General features: G+C 62.3%; 20 protein-coding genes. 7 read left to right on the top strand and 13 right to left on the bottom strand.

Annotated elements, in window-relative coordinates; translation table 11 throughout:
- Positions 1 to 2 precede the first annotated feature (2 nt).
- A complete protein-coding gene (locus tag ACMDCR_RS16825) occupies positions 3 to 1,319 on the bottom strand; it encodes an MFS transporter (protein WP_413987707.1) in 1,317 nt (438 codons plus the stop codon).
- A 223-nt stretch (positions 1,320 to 1,542) separates the two neighbouring features.
- Here ACMDCR_RS16825 and ACMDCR_RS16820 point away from each other — a divergent pair, with 223 nt between their 5' ends.
- A complete protein-coding gene (locus ACMDCR_RS16820) occupies positions 1,543 to 2,490 on the top strand; it encodes a GlxA family transcriptional regulator (RefSeq protein ID WP_413987706.1) in 948 nt (315 codons plus the stop codon).
- Here ACMDCR_RS16820 and ACMDCR_RS16815 read toward each other — a convergent pair.
- The 3 genes from ACMDCR_RS16815 to ACMDCR_RS16805 all read right to left on the bottom strand — a co-directional run bounded on the left by ACMDCR_RS16815 (position 2,487) and on the right by ACMDCR_RS16805 (position 5,386).
- The gene (locus ACMDCR_RS16815) at positions 2,487 to 3,386 is read right to left on the bottom strand and encodes an EthD domain-containing protein (RefSeq protein WP_413987705.1); all 900 of its coding nucleotides are present in this window, start codon (positions 3,384 to 3,386) and stop codon (positions 2,487 to 2,489) included. The genes ACMDCR_RS16820 and ACMDCR_RS16815 overlap by 4 nt on opposite strands.
- Positions 3,387 to 3,406: 20 nt before the next feature.
- Positions 3,407 to 3,811, bottom strand: coding sequence for a nuclear transport factor 2 family protein (locus tag ACMDCR_RS16810; protein ID WP_413987704.1), 405 nt, complete (start codon positions 3,809 to 3,811; stop codon positions 3,407 to 3,409).
- Between the two features lie 678 nt (positions 3,812 to 4,489).
- Entirely contained in the window at positions 4,490 to 5,386 is an 897-nt protein-coding gene (locus tag ACMDCR_RS16805; RefSeq protein WP_413987703.1) for a LysR family transcriptional regulator, read from the bottom strand.
- A 289-nt stretch (positions 5,387 to 5,675) separates the two neighbouring features.
- On the opposite strand from ACMDCR_RS16805, the gene ACMDCR_RS16800 reads away from it, so the two are divergent.
- Together ACMDCR_RS16800 and ACMDCR_RS16795 are read left to right on the top strand one after the other, a co-directional pair.
- A complete protein-coding gene (locus ACMDCR_RS16800; RefSeq protein WP_413987702.1) occupies positions 5,676 to 6,410 on the top strand; it encodes an SDR family NAD(P)-dependent oxidoreductase in 735 nt (244 codons plus the stop codon).
- Between the two features lie 177 nt (positions 6,411 to 6,587).
- A complete protein-coding gene (locus ACMDCR_RS16795) occupies positions 6,588 to 7,190 on the top strand; it encodes an NADPH-dependent F420 reductase (protein WP_413987701.1) in 603 nt (200 codons plus the stop codon).
- A gap of 148 nt (positions 7,191 to 7,338) precedes the next feature.
- On the opposite strand, the gene guaA is transcribed toward ACMDCR_RS16795, so the two are convergent.
- The 5 genes from guaA to ACMDCR_RS16770 form a co-directional block, all read right to left on the bottom strand.
- A complete protein-coding gene (guaA, locus tag ACMDCR_RS16790) occupies positions 7,339 to 8,889 on the bottom strand; it encodes a glutamine-hydrolyzing GMP synthase (protein WP_413987700.1) in 1,551 nt (516 codons plus the stop codon).
- Positions 8,890 to 9,083: 194 nt separating this feature from the next.
- Positions 9,084 to 10,373 carry an RsmB/NOP family class I SAM-dependent RNA methyltransferase gene (locus ACMDCR_RS16785; protein ID WP_413987699.1) on the bottom strand — a complete coding sequence of 430 codons (1,290 nt, stop codon included), beginning with the start codon at positions 10,371 to 10,373 and terminating at the stop codon, positions 9,084 to 9,086.
- 113 nt (positions 10,374 to 10,486) lie between these two features.
- Positions 10,487 to 11,983, bottom strand: coding sequence for an IMP dehydrogenase (guaB, locus tag ACMDCR_RS16780; RefSeq protein ID WP_413987698.1), 1,497 nt, complete (start codon positions 11,981 to 11,983; stop codon positions 10,487 to 10,489).
- Positions 11,984 to 12,233: 250 nt separating this feature from the next.
- Positions 12,234 to 13,451: an LL-diaminopimelate aminotransferase gene (locus ACMDCR_RS16775; RefSeq protein WP_413987697.1), complete on the bottom strand. Its 1,218-nt coding sequence runs from the start codon at positions 13,449 to 13,451 to the stop codon at positions 12,234 to 12,236.
- Between the two features lie 92 nt (positions 13,452 to 13,543).
- Entirely contained in the window at positions 13,544 to 13,909 is a 366-nt protein-coding gene (locus ACMDCR_RS16770; RefSeq protein ID WP_413987696.1) for a hypothetical protein, read from the bottom strand.
- A 235-nt stretch (positions 13,910 to 14,144) separates the two neighbouring features.
- On the opposite strand from ACMDCR_RS16770, the gene ACMDCR_RS16765 reads away from it, so the two are divergent.
- A complete protein-coding gene (locus ACMDCR_RS16765; RefSeq protein ID WP_413993650.1) occupies positions 14,145 to 15,878 on the top strand; it encodes a PHA/PHB synthase family protein in 1,734 nt (577 codons plus the stop codon).
- Positions 15,879 to 15,889: 11 nt separating this feature from the next.
- Here ACMDCR_RS16765 and ACMDCR_RS16760 read toward each other — a convergent pair whose 3' ends face one another.
- On the bottom strand, positions 15,890 to 16,135 hold the full coding sequence (locus ACMDCR_RS16760; RefSeq protein WP_413987695.1) for a hypothetical protein: 246 nt from the start codon (positions 16,133 to 16,135) through the stop codon (positions 15,890 to 15,892).
- Positions 16,136 to 16,332: 197 nt separating this feature from the next.
- Here ACMDCR_RS16760 and ACMDCR_RS16755 point away from each other — a divergent pair, with 197 nt between their 5' ends.
- From ACMDCR_RS16755 to ACMDCR_RS16745, 3 genes are all read left to right on the top strand, one after another.
- The gene (locus tag ACMDCR_RS16755) at positions 16,333 to 17,001 is read left to right on the top strand and encodes a response regulator (protein WP_413987694.1); all 669 of its coding nucleotides are present in this window, start codon (positions 16,333 to 16,335) and stop codon (positions 16,999 to 17,001) included.
- Positions 16,998 to 18,341 (top strand): ATP-binding protein, encoded by a 1,344-nt coding sequence (locus tag ACMDCR_RS16750; RefSeq protein ID WP_413987693.1) that lies wholly within the window; start codon positions 16,998 to 17,000, stop codon positions 18,339 to 18,341. Before ACMDCR_RS16755 ends, ACMDCR_RS16750 begins: the two co-directional genes overlap by 4 nt.
- Positions 18,342 to 18,538: 197 nt before the next feature.
- Positions 18,539 to 19,105: a dual specificity protein phosphatase family protein gene (locus ACMDCR_RS16745; RefSeq protein WP_413987692.1), complete on the top strand. Its 567-nt coding sequence runs from the start codon at positions 18,539 to 18,541 to the stop codon at positions 19,103 to 19,105.
- A gap of 118 nt (positions 19,106 to 19,223) precedes the next feature.
- On the opposite strand, the gene ACMDCR_RS16740 is transcribed toward ACMDCR_RS16745, so the two are convergent.
- From ACMDCR_RS16740 to ACMDCR_RS16730, 3 genes are all read right to left on the bottom strand, one after another.
- Positions 19,224 to 20,006 (bottom strand): inositol monophosphatase family protein, encoded by a 783-nt coding sequence (locus tag ACMDCR_RS16740; RefSeq protein ID WP_413987691.1) that lies wholly within the window; start codon positions 20,004 to 20,006, stop codon positions 19,224 to 19,226.
- 104 nt (positions 20,007 to 20,110) lie between these two features.
- Positions 20,111 to 21,242 (bottom strand): peptide chain release factor 2 gene (prfB, locus tag ACMDCR_RS16735; protein ID WP_413987690.1). Its coding sequence is split into 2 segments (ribosomal slippage): positions 20,111 to 21,172 and positions 21,174 to 21,242, totalling 1,131 coding nucleotides; the frame shifts between segments, so codons are not numbered across the junction.
- A 198-nt stretch (positions 21,243 to 21,440) separates the two neighbouring features.
- Positions 21,441 to 23,891, bottom strand: a complete 2,451-nt coding sequence (locus ACMDCR_RS16730) for a penicillin-binding protein 1A (protein WP_413987689.1) — start codon at positions 23,889 to 23,891, stop codon at positions 21,441 to 21,443.
- Positions 23,892 to 24,042 lie beyond the last annotated feature (151 nt).

The following is a 24,042-nucleotide window of genomic DNA, read 5'->3' as shown; positions in this document are numbered from 1 at the left end:
CGTCAGTCTGGACGAGGCGGACATGGCGGTCCGGATTGCGGTCGTTTCTCAGGACAGGGCAGGTCTGAACTGAGGCGCTCTCTAAAATCCACGGTGAAGATCTCGACCGACCCGGCCTGTGATGAACTGGCACTCGCCAAACAAGGGCTCGTTTCCTCGCTAAAACTGTAGAGGAGCGCAGACAGAGGCAGCAGCACGCCCACGACGACGACGCCCGGCCAGTCGAAGTGGGCGAAACTCCAGGCTGCGCTGGCTGACGCCACCGACCCGCCAACGAAGAAGATGGCGATATAGAGCGCATTCATCGGGCCCCGCTGCTCTGGCGCCAATGCATAGATCGCCCGCTGCCCGAACACGAGGTTCGCCGACACCGCGCCGTCGAGCACGATCGCCGCGATCACGACGATCGTGACGATCCCCCTGCTGGCCAGGAGCGTCGCGCCGAACGCCAGCATTGCAAGGATCATTGCGCCCGCCGTCGCTGCGCGGCTGTAGCCTTGGTCGACGAGACGGCTCGCGACCGGCGGCACAATTGCGCCGGCGACGCCAGCGAGCGCGACCCACGCGATACCACCTTGCGAGAGATTGAACGGCGCCTCGGCCAGCCACAGAGGAACCGCCGTCCAGAAGCAGATGAAGGAGCCGAACATTGCTGCATGGTAGTAGGCTCGGCGCCGAAGGATTTCGGTTTTGCGAAAAATGTCTCCCATCGATCGCATGAGCTCACCATAGGTCTGAGCGCCGGAGGGCCGACGAACCGGCAGAGAAATGAACAAGATGGCGGTCATCAACGCCATCAGAGCCGCGGCGATGAGGAAGACTGAGCGCCATGCCAGTGTGTCAGCGATGAAGCTCGATGCCGGCCTCGCCAGCATGATGCCCAGCATCACTCCGCTCACGAGGTTCGCAACGGCCCGCCCCTGGCGCTCCGCGGGCAACAATTGGCTGACATAGGGCATGATGACTTGGATCGCACTCGCCGAAACACCCGCGACGAAACCAATTCCCAGGAACAGACCGGGCTGGCCGACGAACCACAGCAAGGCCGAGCAGATTGCTTCGGTCGTTGTCATTACAAGTATGAGCTGGCGATTTTCGACGAGATCGCCCAATGGCACCACCAGCAGCAGGCCGCTTCCATAACCCGCGAGTGGCAGCGTGGTAAGTAGGCCGACTTGCTGGCGAGGTATCCTGAAGTCGGTGGCGACGAGGTCGGCAATCGGCTGGATGAAATAGAGATTTGCGATCAACAAACCACACGCAACTGCCAGCAACGGAACCAGCCGCAGTGGCAAAACCGGTGGCTTGATGCCCTCCATCAGAGGAACTCGGAGACGTTGTAGATCGGCCGATCCGGAAAGCGGTGGCCGATACCGATGGCTTGGATAGCCTTCATGGGATGCAACTTCCGCTCGACGGGTTCCGGGATTGGATTCGGCACCGACAGATCACGATGATCTCCAGCCAGGCGTATTGTAAGTATCCCGGATGGTGCCTTAAATGTCGTAGATCCTAGCTAATCAGGACATGCAGGAGCCGCCCTTGCCTCGCATCGCGATCGTGCTCTCGCCAGGATTTCAGATGATGTGCTTTGCGGCGATTTCGGCCTTCGAGGTCGCCAATGTCGCGGCGGGCGAGGCGCGCTACGACATCACCCTCCTTTCGGAGGATGGGGGCCTGGTGAAGAACACGCTTGGTGCAGGCCTCGAGACCGAGCGTTTCGACGACCCCGGGATTTTCGACACCGTCATCACCGGCGGGCTGATGATGCCGAAACCATCGTCGGACGGCCTGATCGCCTTCCTCCGCGCGGCTGGTGGCGCTTGCAGACGGGTGGCGTCGATCTGCACCGGCGCCTTCATTCTCGCGGAAGCCGGGCTCTTGGACGGCCGGCGAGCGACGACGCATTGGCTCTTCGCACGCGACCTGAAGGCTCGCTTCCCGCGGGTGAGGATGGAGGAGGACCGCATCTTCATTATCGACGGTCCGATCTGGACATCGGCGGGCATGACCGCAGGGATCGACCTCGCTTTGGGCATGATCGAGAATGATTACGGCGCCGAACTTGCCCGCGTCGTGGCGCAGAACCTCGTTGTCTACCACCGGCGCGCGGGCGGCCAGTCCCAGCATTCGACACTCCTCAAGATGGATGCCAAGTCGGATCGCATCCAGAACGCGCTGGTCTTCGCGCGGCAGAATCTCCGGTTGCCTCTGAGCGTCGAGCAACTCTCAGAGGCCGCCCATCTCAGTCCACGCCAGTTCAGCCGCGCCTTTCGCGCCGAAACGGGCCAGACGCCGGCCCGAGCGGTGGAGAACCTTCGTGTCGAGGCGGCGCGACTGATGCTGGAGCAAAGCCGTCACACACTCGATGAGATCGCGATCGAGAACGGCTTCACCGATCGCGAGCGCATGCGCCGCGCCTTTCTGCGGGCCTTCGGCCAGCCGCCGCAGACGATCCGGCGCGCCGCGCGGTTGGGTGCCGACGCTTAGACGCCGCGGCCATCTGCCGTGAACAGGCCGACCACCGCGGCCTCGAGCTGGTTCGCGGCGCCGGCTGCATCGATGAGCTCGGCCGGGCGGCTGCCACGCAAACCCGCGGTCGTTGGACGTCCATCGCGCACGAAAGTGTAAAAGCCGGTCACGAGATAGGCGCCGAGTGCATCGACGTGCTTGCCCTGTCGCGCAAGAACCTTCTGAAAGGTCGGCGTCGCAAAGAACTCACGCGCGGCGCGGGCGCTCATGAAGGCCACTTCGGCGACTGCGAGGTTGAGCCGATCGTCGTCCACTATGTGCTCAACATTGGGGGACGGCGGCGCAGGATGCTCGTTGCTGTAGGGTTCCGGCAGGTGCAGCTTCCATTTCTGGACGGCTTCGGACCGCGCAAGCTCGGCACTGGTCTCCGCGAGCCAGGCGGAGGATGCCGGACCAGGCTTGCGGTTCATGTAGACATGCACACGATGATAGCGGTCCGGACCGTTGCGGGCCCCATCCTCTTCCCTGTCGACATAGGTCAGCGAGCCGTTCGGAAGGGCATAGGCGACCGCTTCGCCGATGAAATTGGCCTCGTCGCCATAAAGGATCGTGCCGGCTTTCGCGAAGGTGGCCCGATCATCGAGATTGGCAAAGCCGAGTTCGGCGGAACCGTCGAGGACCGTCCGGATAGGACGCACGCCATCGGCGAGCGGCCAGAGATTGGCCGTGCGATCGCGGTCGAAATGCTGCTGGACATAAAAGCCGAGACCGGGAAGCCGCGAGCAGAGCGTCGAGTGAACGTCGCGCCAATAGCTCGTGAACAGGTCATGCGGCACACCCTCACGACGGCGAACCGAGGCGTAGATGTTGTGGCGGACCGCCTTGTCGCGGGCCGAATAGTCCTGCGTCGACATGAGGATGTCCTCCGGATGGGTCAATTCTGAGAAGAGTTGATCTGGTCGAGCAGGATCTTCGGATCGAAATAGGCGACCAGAAGCCGGATTGCCTTGCCGTCCTCGATGTCCCAATGCTCGGAGATGATCACTGACTTGTCGGTGCCCTGCACCCCGATGTCGATCAGCGCCACGACATGCTGACCTTCGGCGGTAAGGCTGATGTAGTGCATCCGCGCAAAATCGAGGATCGCGGCGACCTGCGGCAGGATGGAAAGATACTGCGCCTTGTCGAAATGCCCGCCCCAGGGAAGCGACGGTGGGACGAAGAGCTCGAATTTTTCCGCCAGCCGGTCGGCGAAGCTGGTGATCTCGCCTCGTGCGCCGCCGTCATAGAAGGACTTCACGATCGCCTTGGCGTCATCGATAGTGGCTGCGTCCGTCATCACGGCTCTCTTCCGCGTCACCTTGCCGTTGGCCGCCGTTATCGACCTCGGTCAGTGCTCCAGGCATCGTTCAGTTGTATGTCGCGGATGCGGCGACTCCAATGTCACTTACACCAGTAGTTCGGGACATCGCCCGCCATCCCCTTAGGGAATGGCCCGGCGGCACCGATACTCAACTATCGAAAAACCTTCTATATATCAGCTCGTTATGAAGAGATCTGGTGCGACGAACAATGTCAGCGAGAATGCCGACGCACGGTCGGGACATAGGCGCTATCGACTGCTATCGCTGCGCCGACGCCGTTCACTTACTCTGTACTATTCCATTCTACTCCACAGCATGCCCCTCACTCCCACTCGATTGTTCGCATCGTGCCTAACGAGTTGATTTGTCGTTGCAAAAATTCCTCCACCTTGAAAACTCCCGTCGCCCGAACCGTCAGATGCGCATGCCTTTTGAATTAAAAGAGGAATTTGATCGCTGCAGAAGATCTCCACTTTCAGCGACGAACAATATCGATCGCTCCCCTTTTCTCGAATCCACTGGCAACATTGCACCGCCGCCATAGCCGAAGACGACAGTCAGCAGCGCAGGTGTTGGCGGCGATGTCACTTGGAGCGATCGCAGTTCGGCTTCCGACTGGATTAAGGCAAGCGTCGCCGGCGACCTGCCGCGCGTCAATCGCGCGATATGGACAGCCCCGCGAGAAGCGGAGCGTACGCGGCGAGCCTGCGGGACACGAACTCAGTGAAGAGCCGCACGCGCTTCGTCTTGCGTGTCTCCCCCTGTGTGAGAAGCCAGAGCGTTCCGTACATGTGCAGGTCGGTGCCCGGCACTCTCGCCAGCAGAGGGTCGGCATCTCCGACGAAGCACGGCAGTGTCGTGATCCCCAGCCCTTGCCGTACTGCAACGATCTGCGCCCCGGCGTCCGTGGTCCTGAATGGAACCCCCGTGGTGCGAACCTCACCCTCGTCAGCCCAGTCCGGGATTCCATGAATGCTTATGACGATCCACCGGATCGGATCCGGCACCCCCGCACGCCACGCGGCTAGCAGATCGCGCGACATGTAGATACCGCCGAATACATCCGGTCCCTTCAGGCCGTGAAGATTGAGCGGCAGGGTCTTGCGGTCGTAGACGACGCGGATCGCGACGTCGGCCTCTCGGTTGGTCAGATTTGCCAGATCACCGGACGACAGGATTTCCATCTCGATATCCGGATGCAGACGCGCGAAATCGGCGAAGTCAGGCATGAGCAGGTGTGTCGCGAGGGGCGGTGCCAGCGTCACCCGCAGAAGCCCGCGCACGCTCTGATCGCGCCCGAAGACGCGCATCTCCAGCAGGTGCGACGACGCTTCCATCTGGTCCGCGAACTCGAGGACCTCCTCGCCTGCAGCCGTCAGGCGGTAGCCCGAAGGCAGCTTCTCGAACATGTGCACCCCGAGGCGTTCCTCGAGCTGGGCGATGCGTCGGAGCACGGTCGAGTGGTTCACACCGAGGCGCTCGGCGGCAGCCCGCACCGAGCCTCCGCGCGCAACGGCAAGAAAATAGCGAACGTCATCCCAATCGATCATGGTGCAATCCGGCACCGCGCGGTGCGCCTTCCAAAGCCCGTATCTAACACATCGAACAGCGTCTCGTATGTGGGTAGCGCCGCAGTCGTCATAGTCTATGCCGACATGCGCGGCCCAATCCTGAATGGCGGACACCGATCGTCGCGGCTGGCGTCAGTCGCCCAGCCGGATCGATTTCGCACCACCGATGTGCGCGCTTCTGCACTCACCGCCTGACGCCCGCAGACCCATGTCGAGGTTCTCGGGGGCTTCCCCGAACGATCAAAGACGGAGCCGGAAGGGAGAAGTCATGGGAAAGCTTGAGGGTAAGGTTGCAGTCATCACGGGTGGATCGAGCGGCATGGCGCTGGCGAGCGCCAAGCGGTTCGTTGAAGAAGGCGCCCATGTTTTCATCACGGGCCGAAGGCAGGAGGCGCTGGACGAGGCCGTCAAGCTGATCGGCCGGAACGTGACCGGCGTACGTGGCGACGTGTCCAATCTCGACGACCTCGACCGCCTGTTCGATACAGTCGAGCGGGAAAGGGGCAAGATCGACGTCCTGTACGCGAGCGCCGGTACGGGCGAAGCTGTCCCACTGGGCGAGATTACCGAGCAGCATTTCGATGCGACCTTCGGCCTGAATACGCGCGGCACGCTGTTTACGGTTCAGAAGGCGTTGCCGCTGTTCAACGACGGCGGATCGATCTTCATGACCGGGTCAGTTGCTTCGGTGAAAGGTTTTCCTGGTTACGGCGTGTATTCGGCGAGCAAGGCGGCGTTGCGCTCATTCGCACGCACTTGGCTCAACGAACTGAAGGGCAGGAATATCCGGGTGAACGTGCTGAGCCCGGGGCCGATCGCCACACCTATGCAGGACCAAGTTCTCACCGAGGAGGCGAAGCGGATGTTCGAATCCCTGATCCCGCGGGGAAAGATGGGTCGTCCTGAGGAAATTGCGGCGGTCGCGCTGTTTCTTGCTTCAGACGATTCGAGCTTCGTGAATGGGGTGGAGTTGTCTGTCGACGGCGGTTTCTCCGCCATCTGAATTCGCGCCGGATCGCGGGAAGTGGCTGATCGGTAGGACTTCCGCGCTGAACGGTCAACCCGGCCGCGAAGTCGTTCACGACAGCACGTCTACGCGAAGGTCGCCACACAGCAGAACCGATGACCCAGCGCCGTTGAAGGCCGGGGAATCAATATCTACACGGATTGGAGAAGTATTATGAGCTATGCGATTGTAGGATTCGGCAAGGTAGGCCAGGCCCTCGCCCACGCCTTCGCCCGTAAAAACATCGACGTGACCGTCGCGAGCCGCCGGCCGCCCGAGGCGTTGGCGTCGCAGGCTCGGGCGATTGGATCCACGGTCGTCGCCAAGTCGCTGCGGGATGCACTCGAGGCAGACACAATCATCTTGGCCGTCCCGTTCGGGGAGCATCGCGAGGTCGCGAAGGCCCTGCCAGACTGGAAAGGCAAGACGATCATCGACGCGACGAACGCGTTAGTTCCCCTTGAGGAGTTGGACGGCCTCCCTTCCTCCGCCTTCGTTGCAAAGTCGTTCACCGGCGCCAAGTTCGTGAAAGGTTTCAATCACCTGATTGCCGCCACCCTGGCTGCCGATCCGATCGTCGAGGGCGGCCACCGGGTCATCTTTCTGTCGAGCGACGACGGCGAGGATGCGATCGCCCCAGTGGCGGATTTGGCCAAACAACTCGGGTTCGCACCCGTCAAGCTGGGAAAGCTCAGCGAAGGTGGCGCGCTGGTGCACGCACGCGGTCGCATCTGGGGCCAGTTGATCTTCCAGGACTTGTTCAAGAAGGAGCAGTAATCGGCGTATCGGCGCCGTTCAAAGAGCGGGGAGACACCCAACGGAGCGGAAGATCTGCGGGTCGCTTAGAATCTATCGACTACTATCGATGGCCTAGGATTCGCTCGAATGTCCTCTGCTATCCGTTACCACTCCACGGTACTCCCCTTCACTCCCACTCAATCGTCCCGGGCGGCTTCGACGTGACGTCATAGACCACGCGGTTGATGCCCTTCACTTCGTTGATGATCCGCGTCGCCGCTCTGCCCAGGAAGTTCATGTCGAAGGGGAAGAAATCCGCCGTCATGCCGTCAACCGAGGTCACCGCCCTCAGGCCACAGACGCTGTCGTAGGTGCGCCCGTCGCCCATTACGCCTACCGTTCGCACCGGCAGCAGCACGGCGAAGGCTTGCCAGATCTTGTCGTAGAGGCCGGCCTTGCGAATCTCGTCGAGATAGATGGCGTCGGCGGCGCGCAGCGTGTCGAGCTTTTCGCGGGTGATCTCGCCGGGGATGCGGATGGCAAGGCCCGGGCCCGGGAAAGGGTGGCGGCCGACGAAGGCTTCAGTGAGGCCGAGCTCGCGGCCGAGCGTGCGCACCTCGTCCTTGAAGAGTTCGCGCAGCGGTTCCACGAGCTTCATGTTCATGCGTTCGGGCAGACCGCCGACATTGTGGTGCGACTTGATGGTTACCGAGGGGCCGCCGGAGAAGGAGACGCTTTCGATCACGTCGGGATAGAGCGTACCCTGGGCCAGGAACTCAGCGCCACCGATCTTCTTCGCCTCTGCCTCGAACACCTCGATGAACAGGCGGCCAATGGTCTTGCGCTTGATCTCCGGGTCGGTGACACCGGCGAGCGCGCCGAGAAACAGCTCCGACGCATCAACATGGACAAGTGGGATGTTATAGTGGTCGCGGAAAAGGTCCACGACCTGCTCGGACTCCCCTGCCCGCATCAGGCCGTGATCGACATAGACGCAGGTGAGCTGGTTGCCGACCGCCTCGTGGATGAGCACGGCCGCCACGGAGGAGTCGACGCCGCCCGACAGGCCGCAGATTACCTTGCCAGCTCCGACCTGCTTCCTGATCTTCTCGACCATCTCGGCGCGGTAGGCCGACATCGTCCAGTCAGGTTCGACGCCGGCGATCTCTCGCACGAAATTGCGCAGGAGCTTGCCTCCGTCGGGCGTATGCACCACCTCGGGGTGGAACATGGTGGTGTAATATCTGCGCTCCTCATTCACCGCGATGGCAAAAGGGGCGTTTTCCGAGGTGCCGACCACCTTGAAGCCTTCGGGCAGTTGCGTGACCCGGTCGCCATGGCTCATCCATACCGGATAGCGCTTGCCGGGCTCCCAGAGGCCTGCGTACAGCGGGCTTGCCTCCTTGATCTCGACATCGGCGCGGCCGAATTCGGCAGCGTGCCCGCCTTCGACTTTGCCGCCAAGCTGCGTCGCCAGGGTCTGCTGGCCGTAGCAGATGGCCAGGATCGGCACGCCGGAATCGAACACCGCCTGCGGCGCCCGCGGGCTGCCGAGGCGCGTCACTGAATCCGGCCCGCCCGAAAAGATCACGCCTTTCGGCTTCAATCTCTCGAAGGCTTCCGCCGCCGACTGGAAGGGATGGATCTCGCAATAGACGCCGACCTCTCGCACGCGACGGGCGATCAGCTGGGTGACTTGCGAACCGAAGTCAATGATGAGAATGGCGTTGTGTGTCATGGGAGCGAGGTAGTCGACCGGGGCTGTCTATGCAACCGAGGCACGGCGAATTTCTTGCATGGCAGCAATGAAATGAAGGTGTACGGGAAAAGATTTGTGCGCACGCGCAAACTCCCCGGGTGCACGGGCATCGTGCCCGTTCTTGGAAGCGGTTGCGTTGAAGAACGGGCAGGATGCCCGTGCACCCGGAGACTTCAGGCCCGGTGCAGAACCGAGACGAAAAAGCCGTCGGTCCCGGAGCGGTTCGGGGACAGCTGCAGGCCAAAGCCCTGCGAGGAGGCGAAACGCGCGAAGCCGGGGAAGTCGGCAGCCTTCGCCAGCGCTTGAAGAGGCGCCGGCTTGAAATCGCCGTGGTCGGCAAGGAAGGCTTGCACGGAGGCGTCGTTTTCCTCGGGCAGCACCGAGCACGTGACGAAGACGAGACGGCCGCCCGGCTTCACCGCTTTGGCACCGGCCTTGAGCACCGCCGCCTGATCCTTCTGGCGGTCGGCGAGGCTGGAGGGGCGCAGGCGCCATTTGGCGTCGGGGTTGCGACGCCAGGTGCCGGAACCCGAGCAGGGCGCGTCCACCAGCACCATGTCCATATGGCCGTCGAGATCCTCGATCGCCAGAGCGCCGCGCGGCGTGCGCACCTGGACATTGCGGGCACCAGCCCGGCTCAGACGCTCATGGATCGGCGCCAAGCGGCGCTTGTCGCTGTCAGTGGCGAAGATCTGGCCCTTGTTTTCCATCGCCGCGGCGAATTCCAGCGTCTTGCCACCGCCGCCGGCGCAGAGGTCCAGCACCTGTTCGCCGGGCTTGGCCGCTGCGATGATGCCGGCAAGCTGCGAGCCCTCATCCTGAATCTCGAACCAGCCTTTCTGGAAGCTCTCCTCGGCCTGCACGGCCGGACTGCGGCCGTCGGGTCCCAGGGGCACACGCAGGCCCCAGGCCGAAAGCGGCGTTACGGCAGCATGTAGAGGCTCAAGTTCTGCCAGCAGCTTCTCGCGCGAAGCCTTCAGCGTGTTGACGCGCAGATCGACGGGCGCGCGCTCGGCGAGCGCCTGCCCCTCCAAGACCGCGCCAGCTCCGAAAGCCGCCTCGAACGACGTCCAGAGCCAATGCGGCACATCCGCCTGCACGTCAGGCGGGGCATCGGCCAGCCTTCGGGTTGCGAGCGCCGCCTGTTCGTGCGTTGTGAGAGGTTCCGGCGCGAAACGCTCGCTGTTGAACAGGCCGGCGAGGCTTTCAGGCGTCTCGCCACGCTGCAGGGCGAGCATGCCGAGCAGCGTGGCACGCGGCGTCTCCGCCTCCATGAGCCAACGCGCCGACGCGCGGCGGCGAAGCATGTCATAGACGAGGCCCGCCAGCGCGGCGCGGTCGCCGGAGCCGGCGAACCGATGTGAAAGGCCCCAATCCTTGAGGGCATCGGCGGCCGGGCGGCGCCGGGTCTCGATGTCGGCGAGGATTTCGATGGCGGCAGAAAGGCGGGCGGCGGGGGTCAAATATCACCTGGGAGCACGCTTCCTGGGATCGCAGGCATCCTTGCCTGCTCTTGGAAACGGAGGGAAGAAGAGAAGGGGAAGATGCAGGCTGGAAGCCTGCGATCCCAGGAAAGTCAGTTTCGCCCCGGATAGTTCGGGCTCTCGCGCGTGATGGTCACGTCATGCACATGGCTCTCGCGCAGGCCCGCGCCGGTGATCTTCACAAAGCGGGCCCGCTCCTGGAACTCCTCGATCGTCTCGGCGCCGACATAGCCCATCGAGGCGCGCAGGCCGCCGGCAAGCTGATGCAGCACGGTAGAGACCGGCCCCTTGTAGGCGACCTGCCCCTCGATGCCCTCGGGAACCAGCTTCATCGAATCCTTGATGTCGGCCTGGAAGTAACGGTCGGCCGAACCGGCGGACATGGCGCCTATCGAGCCCATGCCGCGATAGGATTTGTAGGAGCGGCCCTGGTAGAGATAGACCTCGCCGGGCGTCTCGTCGGTGCCGGCGAGCATCGAGCCGACCATGGCAACCGAGGCACCCGCGGCGATCGCCTTTGCGAAGTCGCCCGAGGTCTTGATGCCGCCATCGGCGATCACAGGTACGTCATGCTCGCGCGCAGCATTGGCGGCGTCGATGATGGCGGTAAGCTGTGGCACACCTACACCGGCGACGATGCGCGTGGTGCAGATCGAGCCCGGGCCGATGCCGACCTTGATGGAATCAGCGCCGGCGCCGATCAGCGCTCTCGCGCCCTCGCCAGTGGCGACATTACCCGCGACGACCTGGACGGAGTTGGATATCCGCTTGATGCGGGAGACGGCGTCGAGAACCTTCTGTGAATGACCATGGGCCGTGTCGACGACGATCATGTCGACGCCGGCATCCATCAGCATTTCCGAGCGCGAATAACCACCATCCCCCACCGTCGATGCGGCGGCGACGCGCAGACGACCCTGCTCGTCCTTGCAGGCATTGGGATGGAGCGTCGCCTTCTCGATATCCTTCACGGTCATCAGGCCGACGCAGCGATAGTCCTCGTCGACAACCACCAGTTTTTCGATGCGGAACTGATGCAACAGGCGCTTGGCCTCTTCCTGCGCGACGCCGGTGCGCACAGTGACCAGGCGCTCCTTGGTCATCAGTTCGGCGACCGGCTGGTCGAGCTTGTCGGCGAAACGCACATCGCGGTTAGTCAGGATACCAACAAGGATGCCCGGCACGCCAGGCGCGGCGCCCGTGACGATCGGAATGCCGGAGATCTGATGACGCTTCATCAGGGCCAGCGCATCGGCCAGCCTGGTTTCCGGAGGGATGGTAATCGGGTTGACCACCATGCCGCTTTCGAAGCGCTTGACCTGCCGGACCTGCTCGGCCTGCTCCTCGGGGGTGAGATTGCGGTGGATGACGCCGATGCCGCCATTCTGCGCCATGGCGATCGCCATGTTGGCTTCCGTAACCGTGTCCATCGCCGAGGCCAGCAGCGGCAGATTGACCGAGATGGAGCGGGTGACGCGCGAGCGGATGTCGGCTTGCCCCGGCATTACCTCTGAATGGCCTGGGGTCAGCAGCACATCGTCAAAGGTGAGCGCTTCGGGAAAAAGCGATGAATCAACGATGCGTGTCATTGCCAACTCTCAAAGTATGAAGAAGCGGAAATAAGATGGGCAGTGGGCGAACGACGCCCACGCTGCCCGAACTTGGTTGGCGCGATCGTTTACCATTTGGAATCGACAAGCGGAAGACGGTCAGATGTCTTTTTGGCGCCTGTCAGCCATGCAATTTCTCGGCAGGGTCGCCTTTGGGGTGCCGGTCTTCAGACCGGCATGGAACACAGGCGTTACAAAAAAGGCGGGTCTGAAGACCCGCCCTCCCGGCCTATGCGCTCTTCGACATCGGCAGCACATTGTGCAGCGTCTGCTCCGCCCCATCCATGAATTTGCGGATGTTGCGGGCAGCCTGGCGGATGCGCTGCTCGTTCTCGACGAAGGCGATGCGCACGTAATCGTCGCCATGCTCGCCGAAACCGATGCCGGGCGCCACCGCGACGGAGGCCCTTTCGATCAGGAGCTTGGAGAATTCCACCGAGCCGAGATCCTTGAACTTGGGCGGAATCGGCGCCCAGGCGAACATCGAGGCGGGCGGAATCGGTACGTCCCAGCCGGCGCGGCCGAAGCTCTCGACAAGCGCGTCGCGGCGCTTTCGATAGGTCTCGCGCATTTCGACGATGCAATCCTCCGGCCCGTTCAGGGCAGCGGCTGCCGCAACCTGGATCGGCGTAAAGGCGCCATAGTCGAGATAGGACTTCACGCGGGCGAGCGCCGCGCACAGGCGCTCATTGCCGACGGCAAAGCCCATGCGCCAGCCCGCCATGGAGAAGGTCTTGGAAAGTGTGGTGAATTCCACCGTCACGTCCATGGCACCTGGGATTTGCAGCACCGAGGGTGTCGGCTCGCTGCCGAAATAGATCTCGGAATAGGCAAGATCCGAGAGCACGAACAGGTCGTTCGCCTTCGCAAAGGCAATGAGATCCCGATAGAAATCGAGGCTGGCGACGCAGGCAGTGGGGTTTGCGGGATAGGACACGATCACCGCGATAGGCTTGGGAATCGAATGCTTCACCGCCCGCTCCGCCGAACGGAAGAACTCCTCATTCGGCTCGGCCGGCACGGAGCGGATCACGCCGCCCGCCATCAGGAAGCCGAAGGCGTGGATCGGATAGGACGGATTGGGGCACAGTACGACATCGCCGGGCGCGGTAATCGCCTGCGCCATATTGGCGAAGCCTTCCTTCGAACCGAGCGTGGCAACCACCTGGCGATCGGGATCGAGCTTCACGCCGAAACGGCGGGCATAGTAGTTCGCCTGCGCCTTGCGCAGGCCGGGAATGCCCTTGGAGGCGGAATAACGATTGGTGCGGGGCTTCTGCGCTGTCTCGATCAGCTTGTCAGTGATGAATTTCGGCGTCGGCAAGTCGGGATTGCCCATGCCGAGATCGATGATGTCGGCTCCCTGCGCGCGCGCTGCTGCCTTTACCCGGTTGACCTGCTCGAAGACATAAGGCGGCAAACGGCGGGTTGAGTAGAAGTCAGACATCGCAGTGCTTTCGCGCGCAACAGCGCTTTCGAGGTTGAAGGGGACGTACCTCTAAATCATTTCGGTCAAAGATGGCAAAAGAAATGCCGGGCCTAATTCGACGGGAAGAAGCTGGCCTTCTGTCGCTTGGCAGGCACCACCGGCTTTTTTGCACCCGTCTTCTTGATTGCCTTTTCGTCCGGCGAGGGTTGCCGCCCCGGCGTGGCGAGGAGGCTTGCCTCCAGCGCCTTGCGCTCATCCTGCCCGAGAACGCGGTCGCTGCGTGGCGGCGGGGTCACGCCGACAGCCGGATAAATGGGGGTCTGCGCGGGACGCGACTCGACCACGAAGGGCTTTGGCGCCGGCAGGGTCCCGGAGGTCAAACCCAGCGCATGAGCCGTTTGCTTCGTATCGCTCGCGCAGCCGGCAAGACCGATGGCTGCCAGAGCGGCAGTGGTAACGAGTACGAGGATCCGCATTAGCATCTCACAATTTTCGCGTTCCGATTATATGATGCGTGGCGTCTGGCAAATAGAGGGAAATCGAGCATTTCGAAACCATGGTGCACAAGCGATGCTTACAGGAGCGTTCACATGGTGCGAAAACATGCTCTAATGGTTGCTTATGAAGAACGATAAGCCAACAGGCCAACAGCATTCCGCCGACGGTACCGCCGCGTTCGGACCGATCGACATCGAATCGCTCGCGCGCAATATGGGCCGGGCTGTCGAGGAAGGCGGCAAGGCCCTCGCTGCCTATCTGCGACCGCGTGAAGACGGAAGAGTCAAGAACGACTTCGCCGAGGAAGTCACCGACGCGGTGAACACGCTGGGTCATCTCGCCGAATATTGGCTGACCGATCCCCAGCGGACGCTGGAGGCACAGGCGAGCCTTGCCACCGGCTTCATGTCGCTGTGGGCCTCCACCCTGCAGCGCATGACGGGCGAGGAAGCCAAGCCAGCCGCCGAGCCCGATCCCAGGGATTCGCGCTTCCGCGATCCCGAATGGAGCGAGAACCAGTATTTCGATCTTCTCAAGCAGGCCTATCTCATCACCACGCGCTGGGCCGAAAAGCTGGTGAAGGATGCCGATGGCCTGGACCCGCATCTGCGCCACAAAGCCGACTTCTATGTGCGCCAGGTTTCCGCCGCGATCTCACCGAGCAATTTCATCGCCACCAACCCTGCCCTGATCCGCGACACGCTTGCGGAGAACGGCGAGAATCTGGTGCGCGGCCTGCATATGCTCAAGGAAGACATCGACGCGGGCGGCGGCGATCTCAGGATCCGTCAGTCCGATACCTCGAAGTTCGAGGTGGGCATCAACCTGGCGACCACGCCTGGCAAGGTGGTCTATCGCAATGCCACCATGGAGCTCCTGCAATATACGGCGACCACGGAGAACGTGCTGAAGCGGCCTTTGTTGATCTGCCCGCCCTGGATCAACAAATTCTACGTGCTCGATCTGACTCCGGAGAAGAGCTTCATCAAATGGTGCGTGGACCAGGGCATCACCGTCTTCGTGATCTCCTGGGTCAATCCGGACGAGAAGCAGCGCAACAAGGGCTTCTACGAATATATGAAGGAAGGCCCCCTCGCCGCTCTTGACGAGATCGGCAAGATCACGGGCGAAAAGGAGGTCTCCGCCATCGGTTATTGCGTCGGCGGCACCCTGCTCTCGGTGACGCTCGCCTGGATGGCCGCCAAGGGCGACGCCCGCATCGGCTCCGCCACTCTCTTCGCAACCCAGGTCGATTTCGAAAATGCCGGCGACCTCAAGGTGTTCGCCGATGAAGACCACATTCAGTCCATCGAGAAGAAGATGGACGAGCACGGCTATTTCCCCGGCGCCAAAATGGCCGCAGCCTTCAACATGTTGCGCAGCCAGGAGTTGATCTGGCCCTATCTCGTCAACAATTATGTCCGCGGCAGGCAGCCAACGCCCTTCGACCTGCTCTATTGGAATGCCGACGCCACCCGCATGCCGCAGAAGAACCACTCCTTCTACCTGCGCAATTGCTATCTTGAGAACAATCTCACCCGCGGGAAGATGGTTGTGGGCGACGAAACCCTCGACCTCAGGAAGGTGAAGATCCCGGTCTACGAGCTGGCCACGCGCGAGGATCATATCGCCCCGCCGAATTCGGTCTTCATTGGTGCCCAGGCTTTCGGCGGTCCAGTGCGCTATGTGCTATCGGGCTCGGGCCACATCGCCGGCGTCGTCAATCCGCCTGTCCGCAAGAAATACCAGTACTGGCTCGGCAGCGATCCTGCCGGCAGTTTCGAGGACTGGTTCGCCGCCGCTACCGAGCACGCCGGCTCCTGGTGGCCGGACTGGCTGACCTGGCTCAAGCATCAGGCGCCGGAGGAAGTCCCCGCGAGCAAGCGCTCGCCGGGCGGACGCCGCAAGACATTAGGCGATGCGCCAGGAACCTATGTGAAGGGTTAGACGCCGCCGCCTCAACCGACGTGAGGCAGGTGGGCTGAACTTGCCGCCGCCTTGTCCTTGGCCGCGTGCCGGATGGCGAAGCTGTCATGAAACAGGAAGAGCGAGAACGCCTGAAGGATGGCGGGCGCCAGCATGCGGAAAGCCATGGCAAAATGCATCGATCCGAGATCGACCACGAACAGGCCGATGCTCAGGCCGAGGGCGACGTAGCCCATGGCGAAAGCCACCGATCTGATCGTTTCACGTCCAGGTTCCATGTGGGAGCGCTCCGTGCAGGACGCTCCAACCCTATAAGCCGTGACTTAGGGGAGGCTTAGGATGAGGATATCGGGCGTGACGTAAGGCCCAAACCAATGACTTATGAGGCGTGTTTTCCCTCATTCTAAACTAATTCTCACTATCTAAGCTTCCACCCCGTCTAAGGAAGATCCGTTTCAAACGTGAGCCCGGTTCCATGCGTGTCCTGATCGTCGAGGACGATCCGATGATTGGCAAGGCCCTGCGCACCGCTCTCAGGGACGAGGCGATGACCGTCGATTGGGTCCGCAACGCCAACGATGCGGAGCATGCCCTCGTCACGCACAGCTACACTCTCATCCTCCTCGATATTGGCCTGCCCGGCCGCAGCGGCCTCGATCTGCTGCGCAGCCTGCGCGACAAGGGCGTAGAGATCTCCACCTTGATAATCTCGGCGCGGGACGATATCGACAACAGGGTCGACGGCCTCGATCTGGGAGCGGATGACTATCTGGTCAAACCCTTCGAGATGCGCGAGCTTCTCGCTCGCATGCGGGCCGTGATGCGCCGCCGTCACGGTGGGCAGGCTGTCTCCGACCTCACTAACGGCGAGATAACGCTCGACCTCAACAGTCATCAGATGACCTTCAGGGGCACCACCCATATCCTCCCCGCCAAGGAATTCGCGCTCGTGCGCACCCTAATGGAGCGGCCCGGCGCCATCTTCTCGCGCGCCCAACTGGAAGAGCAGCTCTATGGCTGGGGTGAGGAAGTAGAAAGCAATGCCATCGACGTGCTGATCCACTATATCAGGCGCAAGTTCGGCAAGGACATCATACTCAACATGCGCGGCGTGGGCTGGATGATCGACAAGGCAACACGATGATTTCGCTGCGGCGCACAGCCTTCATCTGGCTCTCGCTGCTGCTGCTGTTCAGCGGAATCGTCACCACGGTGGCTTCCTATATTCAGGTTACGCGGGAGTCCGACGAACTGCTCGACAACCAGCTGCGCCAGCTTGCTCACTATATCGGCGAGGCCCTGCCCACGGATTTGCAGCCCGTGCCCTACAATCCTTCCTTCGAAGCAGAGGAGAACTTCGTCGTAGAGCTCTGGATGGCGGGCGAGACGCAGGCGCGGTCATCCAATCCAACGGCCGCCGTTCCCCGGCAGGCCCAGAACGGCTTCAACAATGTCCGGACGGCGAACCACGCCTGGCGTACCTTCACCGATATCGATGCGCGCCGCACCGTGCAGGTTTCACAGCGCCTGGATGTACGGCAAGAGCTCTCGGCCGACGCCGCGCTGCGCGCTGCCATCCCGATCGCCATCCTCATTCCGCTCTCCTGGCTGTTGCTGGGCCTGGTGATCGATCGTCTCAGCCGCCGGCTCGACAAGCTGGCAGCCAGCGTCGCCGAACGGCAGGTGACGAGCAGGGAGCCTATCGCGGTAGAAGATGTCCCGCGCGAGCTCGCGCCTTTCATCCGAGCGATCAATGACCTGCTCTTCCGGCTGCAGGCCTCGATGGAGCGTCAGCGCCGCTTCGTCTCGGATGCCGCCCACGAGCTGCGCACCCCGCTTGCCGCCCTGAAGCTGCAGGTGAGCAATGTCCGCAGCATCGCTACGACGCGCGCCATTAAGGAGCGACTGGACGAAGTGGATCAGGGTGTCAGCCGCGCCTCTGCCCTGGTGCAGCAGCTCCTGAAGCTGGCGCGCTATGACGCCGAGGCCACCCCCGCGCCGCCCGAGCCGACCGAAGTCACCCTCCTTGTCCGCGAATGCATCGCCGCAATCGCTCCGCTCGCTCGCAGCCGCAGCACCGAACTCGAGCTGCAGGCGGCGGAACTTCCCTCGGTGGAAACTTCGCCTGGCGAGCTCAAGGTCCTGATCTCAAACCTCGTCGACAATGCCGTGCGCCACTCGCCTGAGGGCGGCAAGGTCGAGGTCGAGGTCAAAGCTGCCGAGAACGACATCGTCGTTACAATCCAAGACGAAGGACCCGGCATTCCCGGGCCGCTGCTCGAACGGGTCTTCGAGCGCTTCTATCGGGTCGCCGGGCAGGAGGTCGAGGGCAGCGGTCTTGGCCTTGCCATCGCACGATCCATTGCCGAGCGGCACAGGCTCTACCTCACCCTGCACAATCGCGCGGACCGGACAGGTCTTATCGCCGAATTGCGGCTTCCAGGCCCCTTCGGCCAGCCGGAAGCCCCTCTAACTCACCCCTAATTCTCACAGCCTAGAGAATTCCACGGCGCTGGGCCGGTCTTTTCACGGCACGCCTAAGGAATGGGCTGCAATATGGCCAAACTCTTTTCCCTTAACCAACTCAACAGGCTGGTTGAACCCTCGGCTATGCTCGTCTGCATTCGGACGATCATAGTCGGGGCACTTTCGCCGCTCGCCGGGCGAAAGCTCATTCTTCCATGAGACGGGCCTGGTTCTACGGTTTCGCCGGCCTTGTCCTGCTGGCCTTGTCCGCCGCGGGTGGCTATGCCGCCGACATTGTGCTTAGCAATAATTTCAACGAAGTTCGCCCAGGGGAGCTCTACCGCTCGGCCCAGCCCGATGCGCTGGAAATCGCCGCCTACGCCAACCGGTACAAGATCAAGACGATCGTTAACCTGCGTGGCAGCAATCCCGGCACTCTGTGGTACGATTCCGAGGTCGGGGCTTCCAAGGTGCTTGGCCTCACCCATATCGATTTCCCGATGTCGGCCAAGCGGGAGCTCACGCAAGCGCAGGCGCAGGCTCTCATCGAGATTTTCAGGACCGCCCCGAAGCCGATCCTGATCCATTGCGAAGGCGGCGCCGATCGTAGTGGCCTCGCTTCAGCGCTTTACCTTGCCGCCGTTAGCAAGGTCGACGAGGCGACGGCCGAGCGGCAGCTCTCTATCCGCTTCGGCCATATCTCTTCGCCGCTCAGCGCCGCCTATGCGATGGACCTTACCTTCGAGAATCTCGAACCCTGGCTGGGGTTCAAGAACTCCTGAGCTCGTTGACGGGGCTACGCGTCCGATTGCGGGACTTGGCTCGAAAGTCGCACGTCAGTCGAGTAAAGCCCAGTGATGACAAAGGGTCGAGATTCCTCGAACTTCTCGGTTGAGTGCTTTAGCTCACCAACGCCTCGATAGCGGGATAGACGGCCGCGTTGCCGGCGATGATGGCATTGCCGTTGATCAGGCCATCTTGGGCTAGGAAGTCGTTCGTTCGCCCACCAGCGGCACGGATGATGGCAATCGCCGCCAAACAGTCCCAGGAATTGATGTGAGACTCGACGTAGCCGAGCAGGCGGCCACAGGCGACATAGCACAGCGACAAGGCCCCCGAGCCATTGCGATGATACATGCCGCCGGCTTTGAGGAGTTGCTCCAGGGTGGAGATCACCGTTTCGGGCTGGATGCGATTGTTGTAGCCCACGCTCACGACGCCGTCGGTTAGCTGGGCGCCCTTCTGCAATTCGATCGGCCGGCCGTTCAGCGTCGAGGACGCCTGCAGCCCACCGGCGAAGAGTTCGTCGTCATTGGGTGCATAGACCAGGCCGAATTGCAGCTCGCCGTCATGGACGAAGGCGATCGACACGCACCAGGACGAGATCCCGCTCAAGAAAGGCTGCGTACCGTCGATAGGGTCGACTACCCAGACGCCGCGCTGGCTCTCGATACCGGTTGGTCCCGTCTCCTCGCCGAAGAAGGCATCCTCGGGATAGGCCTCGGCTATGCGCTTCTTGATCAGCAATTCGGTCTGCAGATCAGCCTCGCTCACGACATCCTGCAAGCCCTTGCTCTTGACGGTCAGGGAACCAAGCTCGTTGAAATACCCCAACGCGAGCGCACCCGCCTCGCGGATCAGGCCATGGGCGAAGGAATAACGCTGATAAATTGGATCAGACACCGTCTCTAGTCCTTTGAATCTCAGTGAATTCCGCAGGCACGAGCCCTCGGAGAAAGGCAGCGGCGATGTAAAAAACTTGCCGATCTGGAGATTGGCACGCCGGATCAGTCAATATCCTCGACCCCTTCCGGACCACCGCCATAGACGCGCTGGGCCAAGGCCGCCTTCATGAAATCGTCGAGGTCGCCGTCCAGCACGTCGCCGGGCGTGCCGGAGGTGTAGCCGGTGCGCGTGTCCTTCACCATTTGGTAGGGCTGCAGCACATAGGAGCGGATCTGGTGGCCCCAGCCGATGTCGCTCTTGCCGGCATGGGTCGCCATCGCCGCTTCCTCGCGCCGCTTGAGCTCGGCCTCGTAGAGGCGCGCCTTCAGCATGCCCCAGGCCGTGGCCCGGTTCTTGTGCTGGGAGCGGTCCTGCTGGCAGGCCACCACGATGCCGGAAGGCAGATGGGTAATGCGCACCGCCGAGTCCGTCCGGTTGACGTGCTGACCGCCGGCGCCAGATGCGCGGTAGGTATCGATACGGCAGTCCGACTCGTTGATCTCGATATTGATGGAGTCGTCGATCACCGGGTAGACCCATACGCTGGCAAAGGAGGTATGCCGCCGGGCGTTGGAATCATAGGGCGAGATGCGCACCAGGCGATGTACGCCCGATTCCACCTTGGCCCAGCCATAGGCTTTCTCGCCCTTCACCACGATCGTCGCGGACTTGATGCCCGCGGTTTCGCCGTCGGTGAAGTCCATCAACTCGACCTTGAAGCGGTGCCGCTCGCCCCAGCGCGTATACATGCGCAGCAGCATGTTGGCCCAGTCCTGGCTCTCGGTACCGCCGGCGCCGGAGTTGATTTCGATATAGGTGTCGTTGCCGTCGGCCTCGCCTGAGAACAGGGCTTCGAATTGGCGCTCGACCACCTCGGTCTTCAGGCTGGAGAGTGCCGCCTGAGCTTCATCGACGATCGATTCATCGCCATCGGCTTCGCCGAGTTCGGCAAGCTCCAGCGTTTCGTCGAGATCCTTCTCGATACGGACGAGCGAAGACAGCCGATCATCGAGATCGGTGCGTTCGCGCATCAGCTTCTGCGCCCTCTCGGCATCGTTCCAGAAGTCGGGCTGCTCGGTGAGATGGTTCAGCTCTTGCAGGCGGGCGTAGGACGTATCCCAGTCAAAGATGCCTCCTCAGCAGTCCCGCAGACTGCTTGATGTCGTCCGCCAGGGACAGGATTTCAGCGCGCATGAGTGAATCGCTCGTTTAAATTGATTGGCCGGGCACCATATAGGCAAGCCCTCGACCGAGTGAAAGGGTGAATCGCGATGGCGCGGAGTGTCGATCACGCCCCTTGGCTTCGCCAAAGTGGCTGGAGATCGACAATCTTGAAAACGATCTGCCTGCCGCAAGGAGGTCGATGGCGGATCGCCACTTCGAGTTCGATCCTCAGTAAAGATCGCCGGTCCCGGCGGAAACCGCGCCGCCGCCCCCGGCCTGTGGGCCGCCAGCTCCTCCGCCGCCAGAGCCGATGACGGAGTAATAATCGGGCGGTGCGGTGCCGGGCTTGAAGGCTTCGAGGATGACGTTGGACCCATCGCCGGAGGCCCGCATGCCGGACTTGCGGTCGATGCTGATCAGCTTGATTCCCGGCGGCACGCGGAAGGGCACCGGCGCCTTGTCGGCGAGAGCCTGCTTCATGAAGGCGCCGAAGATAGGACTGGCCAGGCTGCCGCCGGTAATGCCGTTGCCGATGTGCCGCGGCACGTCATAGCCGATATAGAGGCCGCAGACGAGGTCCGGCGAAAACCCTACAAACCAGGCATCCTTCTCATCATTGGTCGTGCCTGTCTTGCCGGCGAGCGGACGATTGAGCGATTTCAGCACCTGCGCCGTGCCATGCTGGATTACACCCTCCAGCATCGAGGTGACCTGATAGGCCGTCATCGGATCCAAGACCTGCTCGGCATTATCGATCAGCTTGGGTTCCTGCTGGTTGCTCCAACTGTCGGCATTGCAGTCCTGGCAGACACGCTCATCGTGCTTGTAGATCGTGTGGCCCCAGCGATCCTGGATTCGGTCGATCAAGGTCGGCTTGATCAGGCGGCCGCCATTCTCGAGCATCCCATAGCCGGCGACCATCCGCATCACGGTGGTGCCGCCTGCCCCCAGCGCCATGGAAAGATAGGGTGGCAAGTCGTCATAGACGCCGAAGCGGCGGGCATATTCCGCAACCAGGGGCATGCCCATGTCCTGGGCGAGGCGGACGGTCATGACATTTCTGGAATATTCGATGCCGAAACGCAGGGTCGCCGGCCCATAGAATTTTCCGCCGTAATTTTCCGGCCTCCAGGTATCCTGTCCATTACCCTGGTTCACCTCGACCGGCGCGTCATTCACCAGTGTCGCGGGCGTGTAGCCGCTATCGAGGGCCGCGGCGTAGACGAACGGCTTGAAGGAAGAGCCGGGCTGGCGCTGGGCCTGGGTGGCACGGTTGAATTCCGACTGGTCGTAGGAGAAGCCGCCGACCATGGCGAGCACGCGGCCGGTATAGGGATCCATCACCACCATGGCGCCGGAGATCTCTGGGATCTGGCGCAGGCGATAGCTCCCATCCGCCTGCGGCTCGACATAGACGACATCGCCGGGCTTCAGCACTTGGCTGACCTTGCCCACCGCCTTGCCGCGCAGCGGACCGCTGGCCCAGCGCGCCCATTTGACGCCATCGAGGTTGACGGTGCCGGTCGGCCGGTCACCCGCGACATTGCCGGAGCGGTCAAGCGGTGGCTGCAGGCCGACACGCGCGCTGGTGTCACCGGCTTCCAGCACAATGGCGAGCTGCCAGGGCGCGATATCGCTCAGGCGCTTCTCGGCGCCGAGGGTCACGCCCCAATCCTCGCCGAGATCGACATTCTTCACCGGTCCGCGATAGCCCCCGCGCTCGTCGAAGCGCACCAGCCCTTCGACCATGGCGGCGCGGGCTTCACGCTGGAGCTTGGGGTCGAGCGTGGTGCGCACGGACAGCCCGCCTTCATAGAGCTTGTCCTCGCCATAGCGCTCGGCGATCTCGCGGCGGACCTCCTCTGTGAAATAGTTGGCGGCATAGGTCTGGGCGCCATTCACCATGCGGGGATTGACGGCAAGCGGCTCGGCCTGTGCCTTCCGACCTTCCTCCTTGGTGATATAGCCGTTCTCGACCATCTGGCCGATCACCCAGTTGCGGCGCTCGATGGCCGCATCGTGCTTGGTGATCGGATTGTAGTTATTCGGCCCCTTCGGCAGCGCCGCCAGATAGGCGCATTGGGCGATCGACAGTTCGTCGACCGATTTGTCGAAATAGTTGAGGGCCGCGGCGGCGACGCCGTAGTTGCCCATGCCGAGATAGATCTCGTTAAGATAGAGCTCGAGGATCTTGTCCTTCGGATAAGTCTGCTCGATGCGAAGCGCCAGGATGGCTTCCTTGATCTTGCGGACATAGCTCTGGTCGGGCGCGAGGAAGAAGTTCTTGGCAACCTGCTGTGTGATGGTGGAGGCGCCCTGCGGCCTGCGGCCGTGATGGGTGAGGTTCGACAGGGCGGCTCGCAGCACGCCCTTGGGATCGATGCCGATATGATTGTAGAAATCATTGTCCTCAGCCGACATGAAGGCGTGCGTCAGCAAGGGCGGCACCACCTCGATCGGCAGATAGAGCCGGCGCTGGCGTGCATATTCGGCGAGCAGCGTGCCGTCGCCCGCATGCACGCGGGTCATCACCGGAGGTTCGTAATCCTTGAGCGCGGCGGTATCCGGCAGGTCGCGGGTATTCGCCCACACATAGAGGGCAACGAATGAGCCCCCGACAAGGAACAACATCGATGCCGTTGTGAACAAAAATCCAAGGAATCGAACCAGAAGTCTCATCACAACGCTTTCATCGGCAATATCGTCCCCATCCGGGTGGGCCTGGGGCTAGTGCATGCTGCACCTACGCGCAAGCGGCGCTTTCTTCCCCTTCTCTACCATGTCCCGGCAACCGAACCCAAGGGCGGGAGGGGCATGGTTACGCTTTTGC

Origin of the sequence: Labrys okinawensis, assembly GCF_047345005.1 — a bacterium.
GTDB lineage: Bacteria > Pseudomonadota > Alphaproteobacteria > Rhizobiales > Labraceae > Labrys > Labrys okinawensis.
The sequence above is the reverse complement of the archived record's forward strand: the minus strand, read 5'-3'. Positions and strand labels throughout refer to the sequence as shown.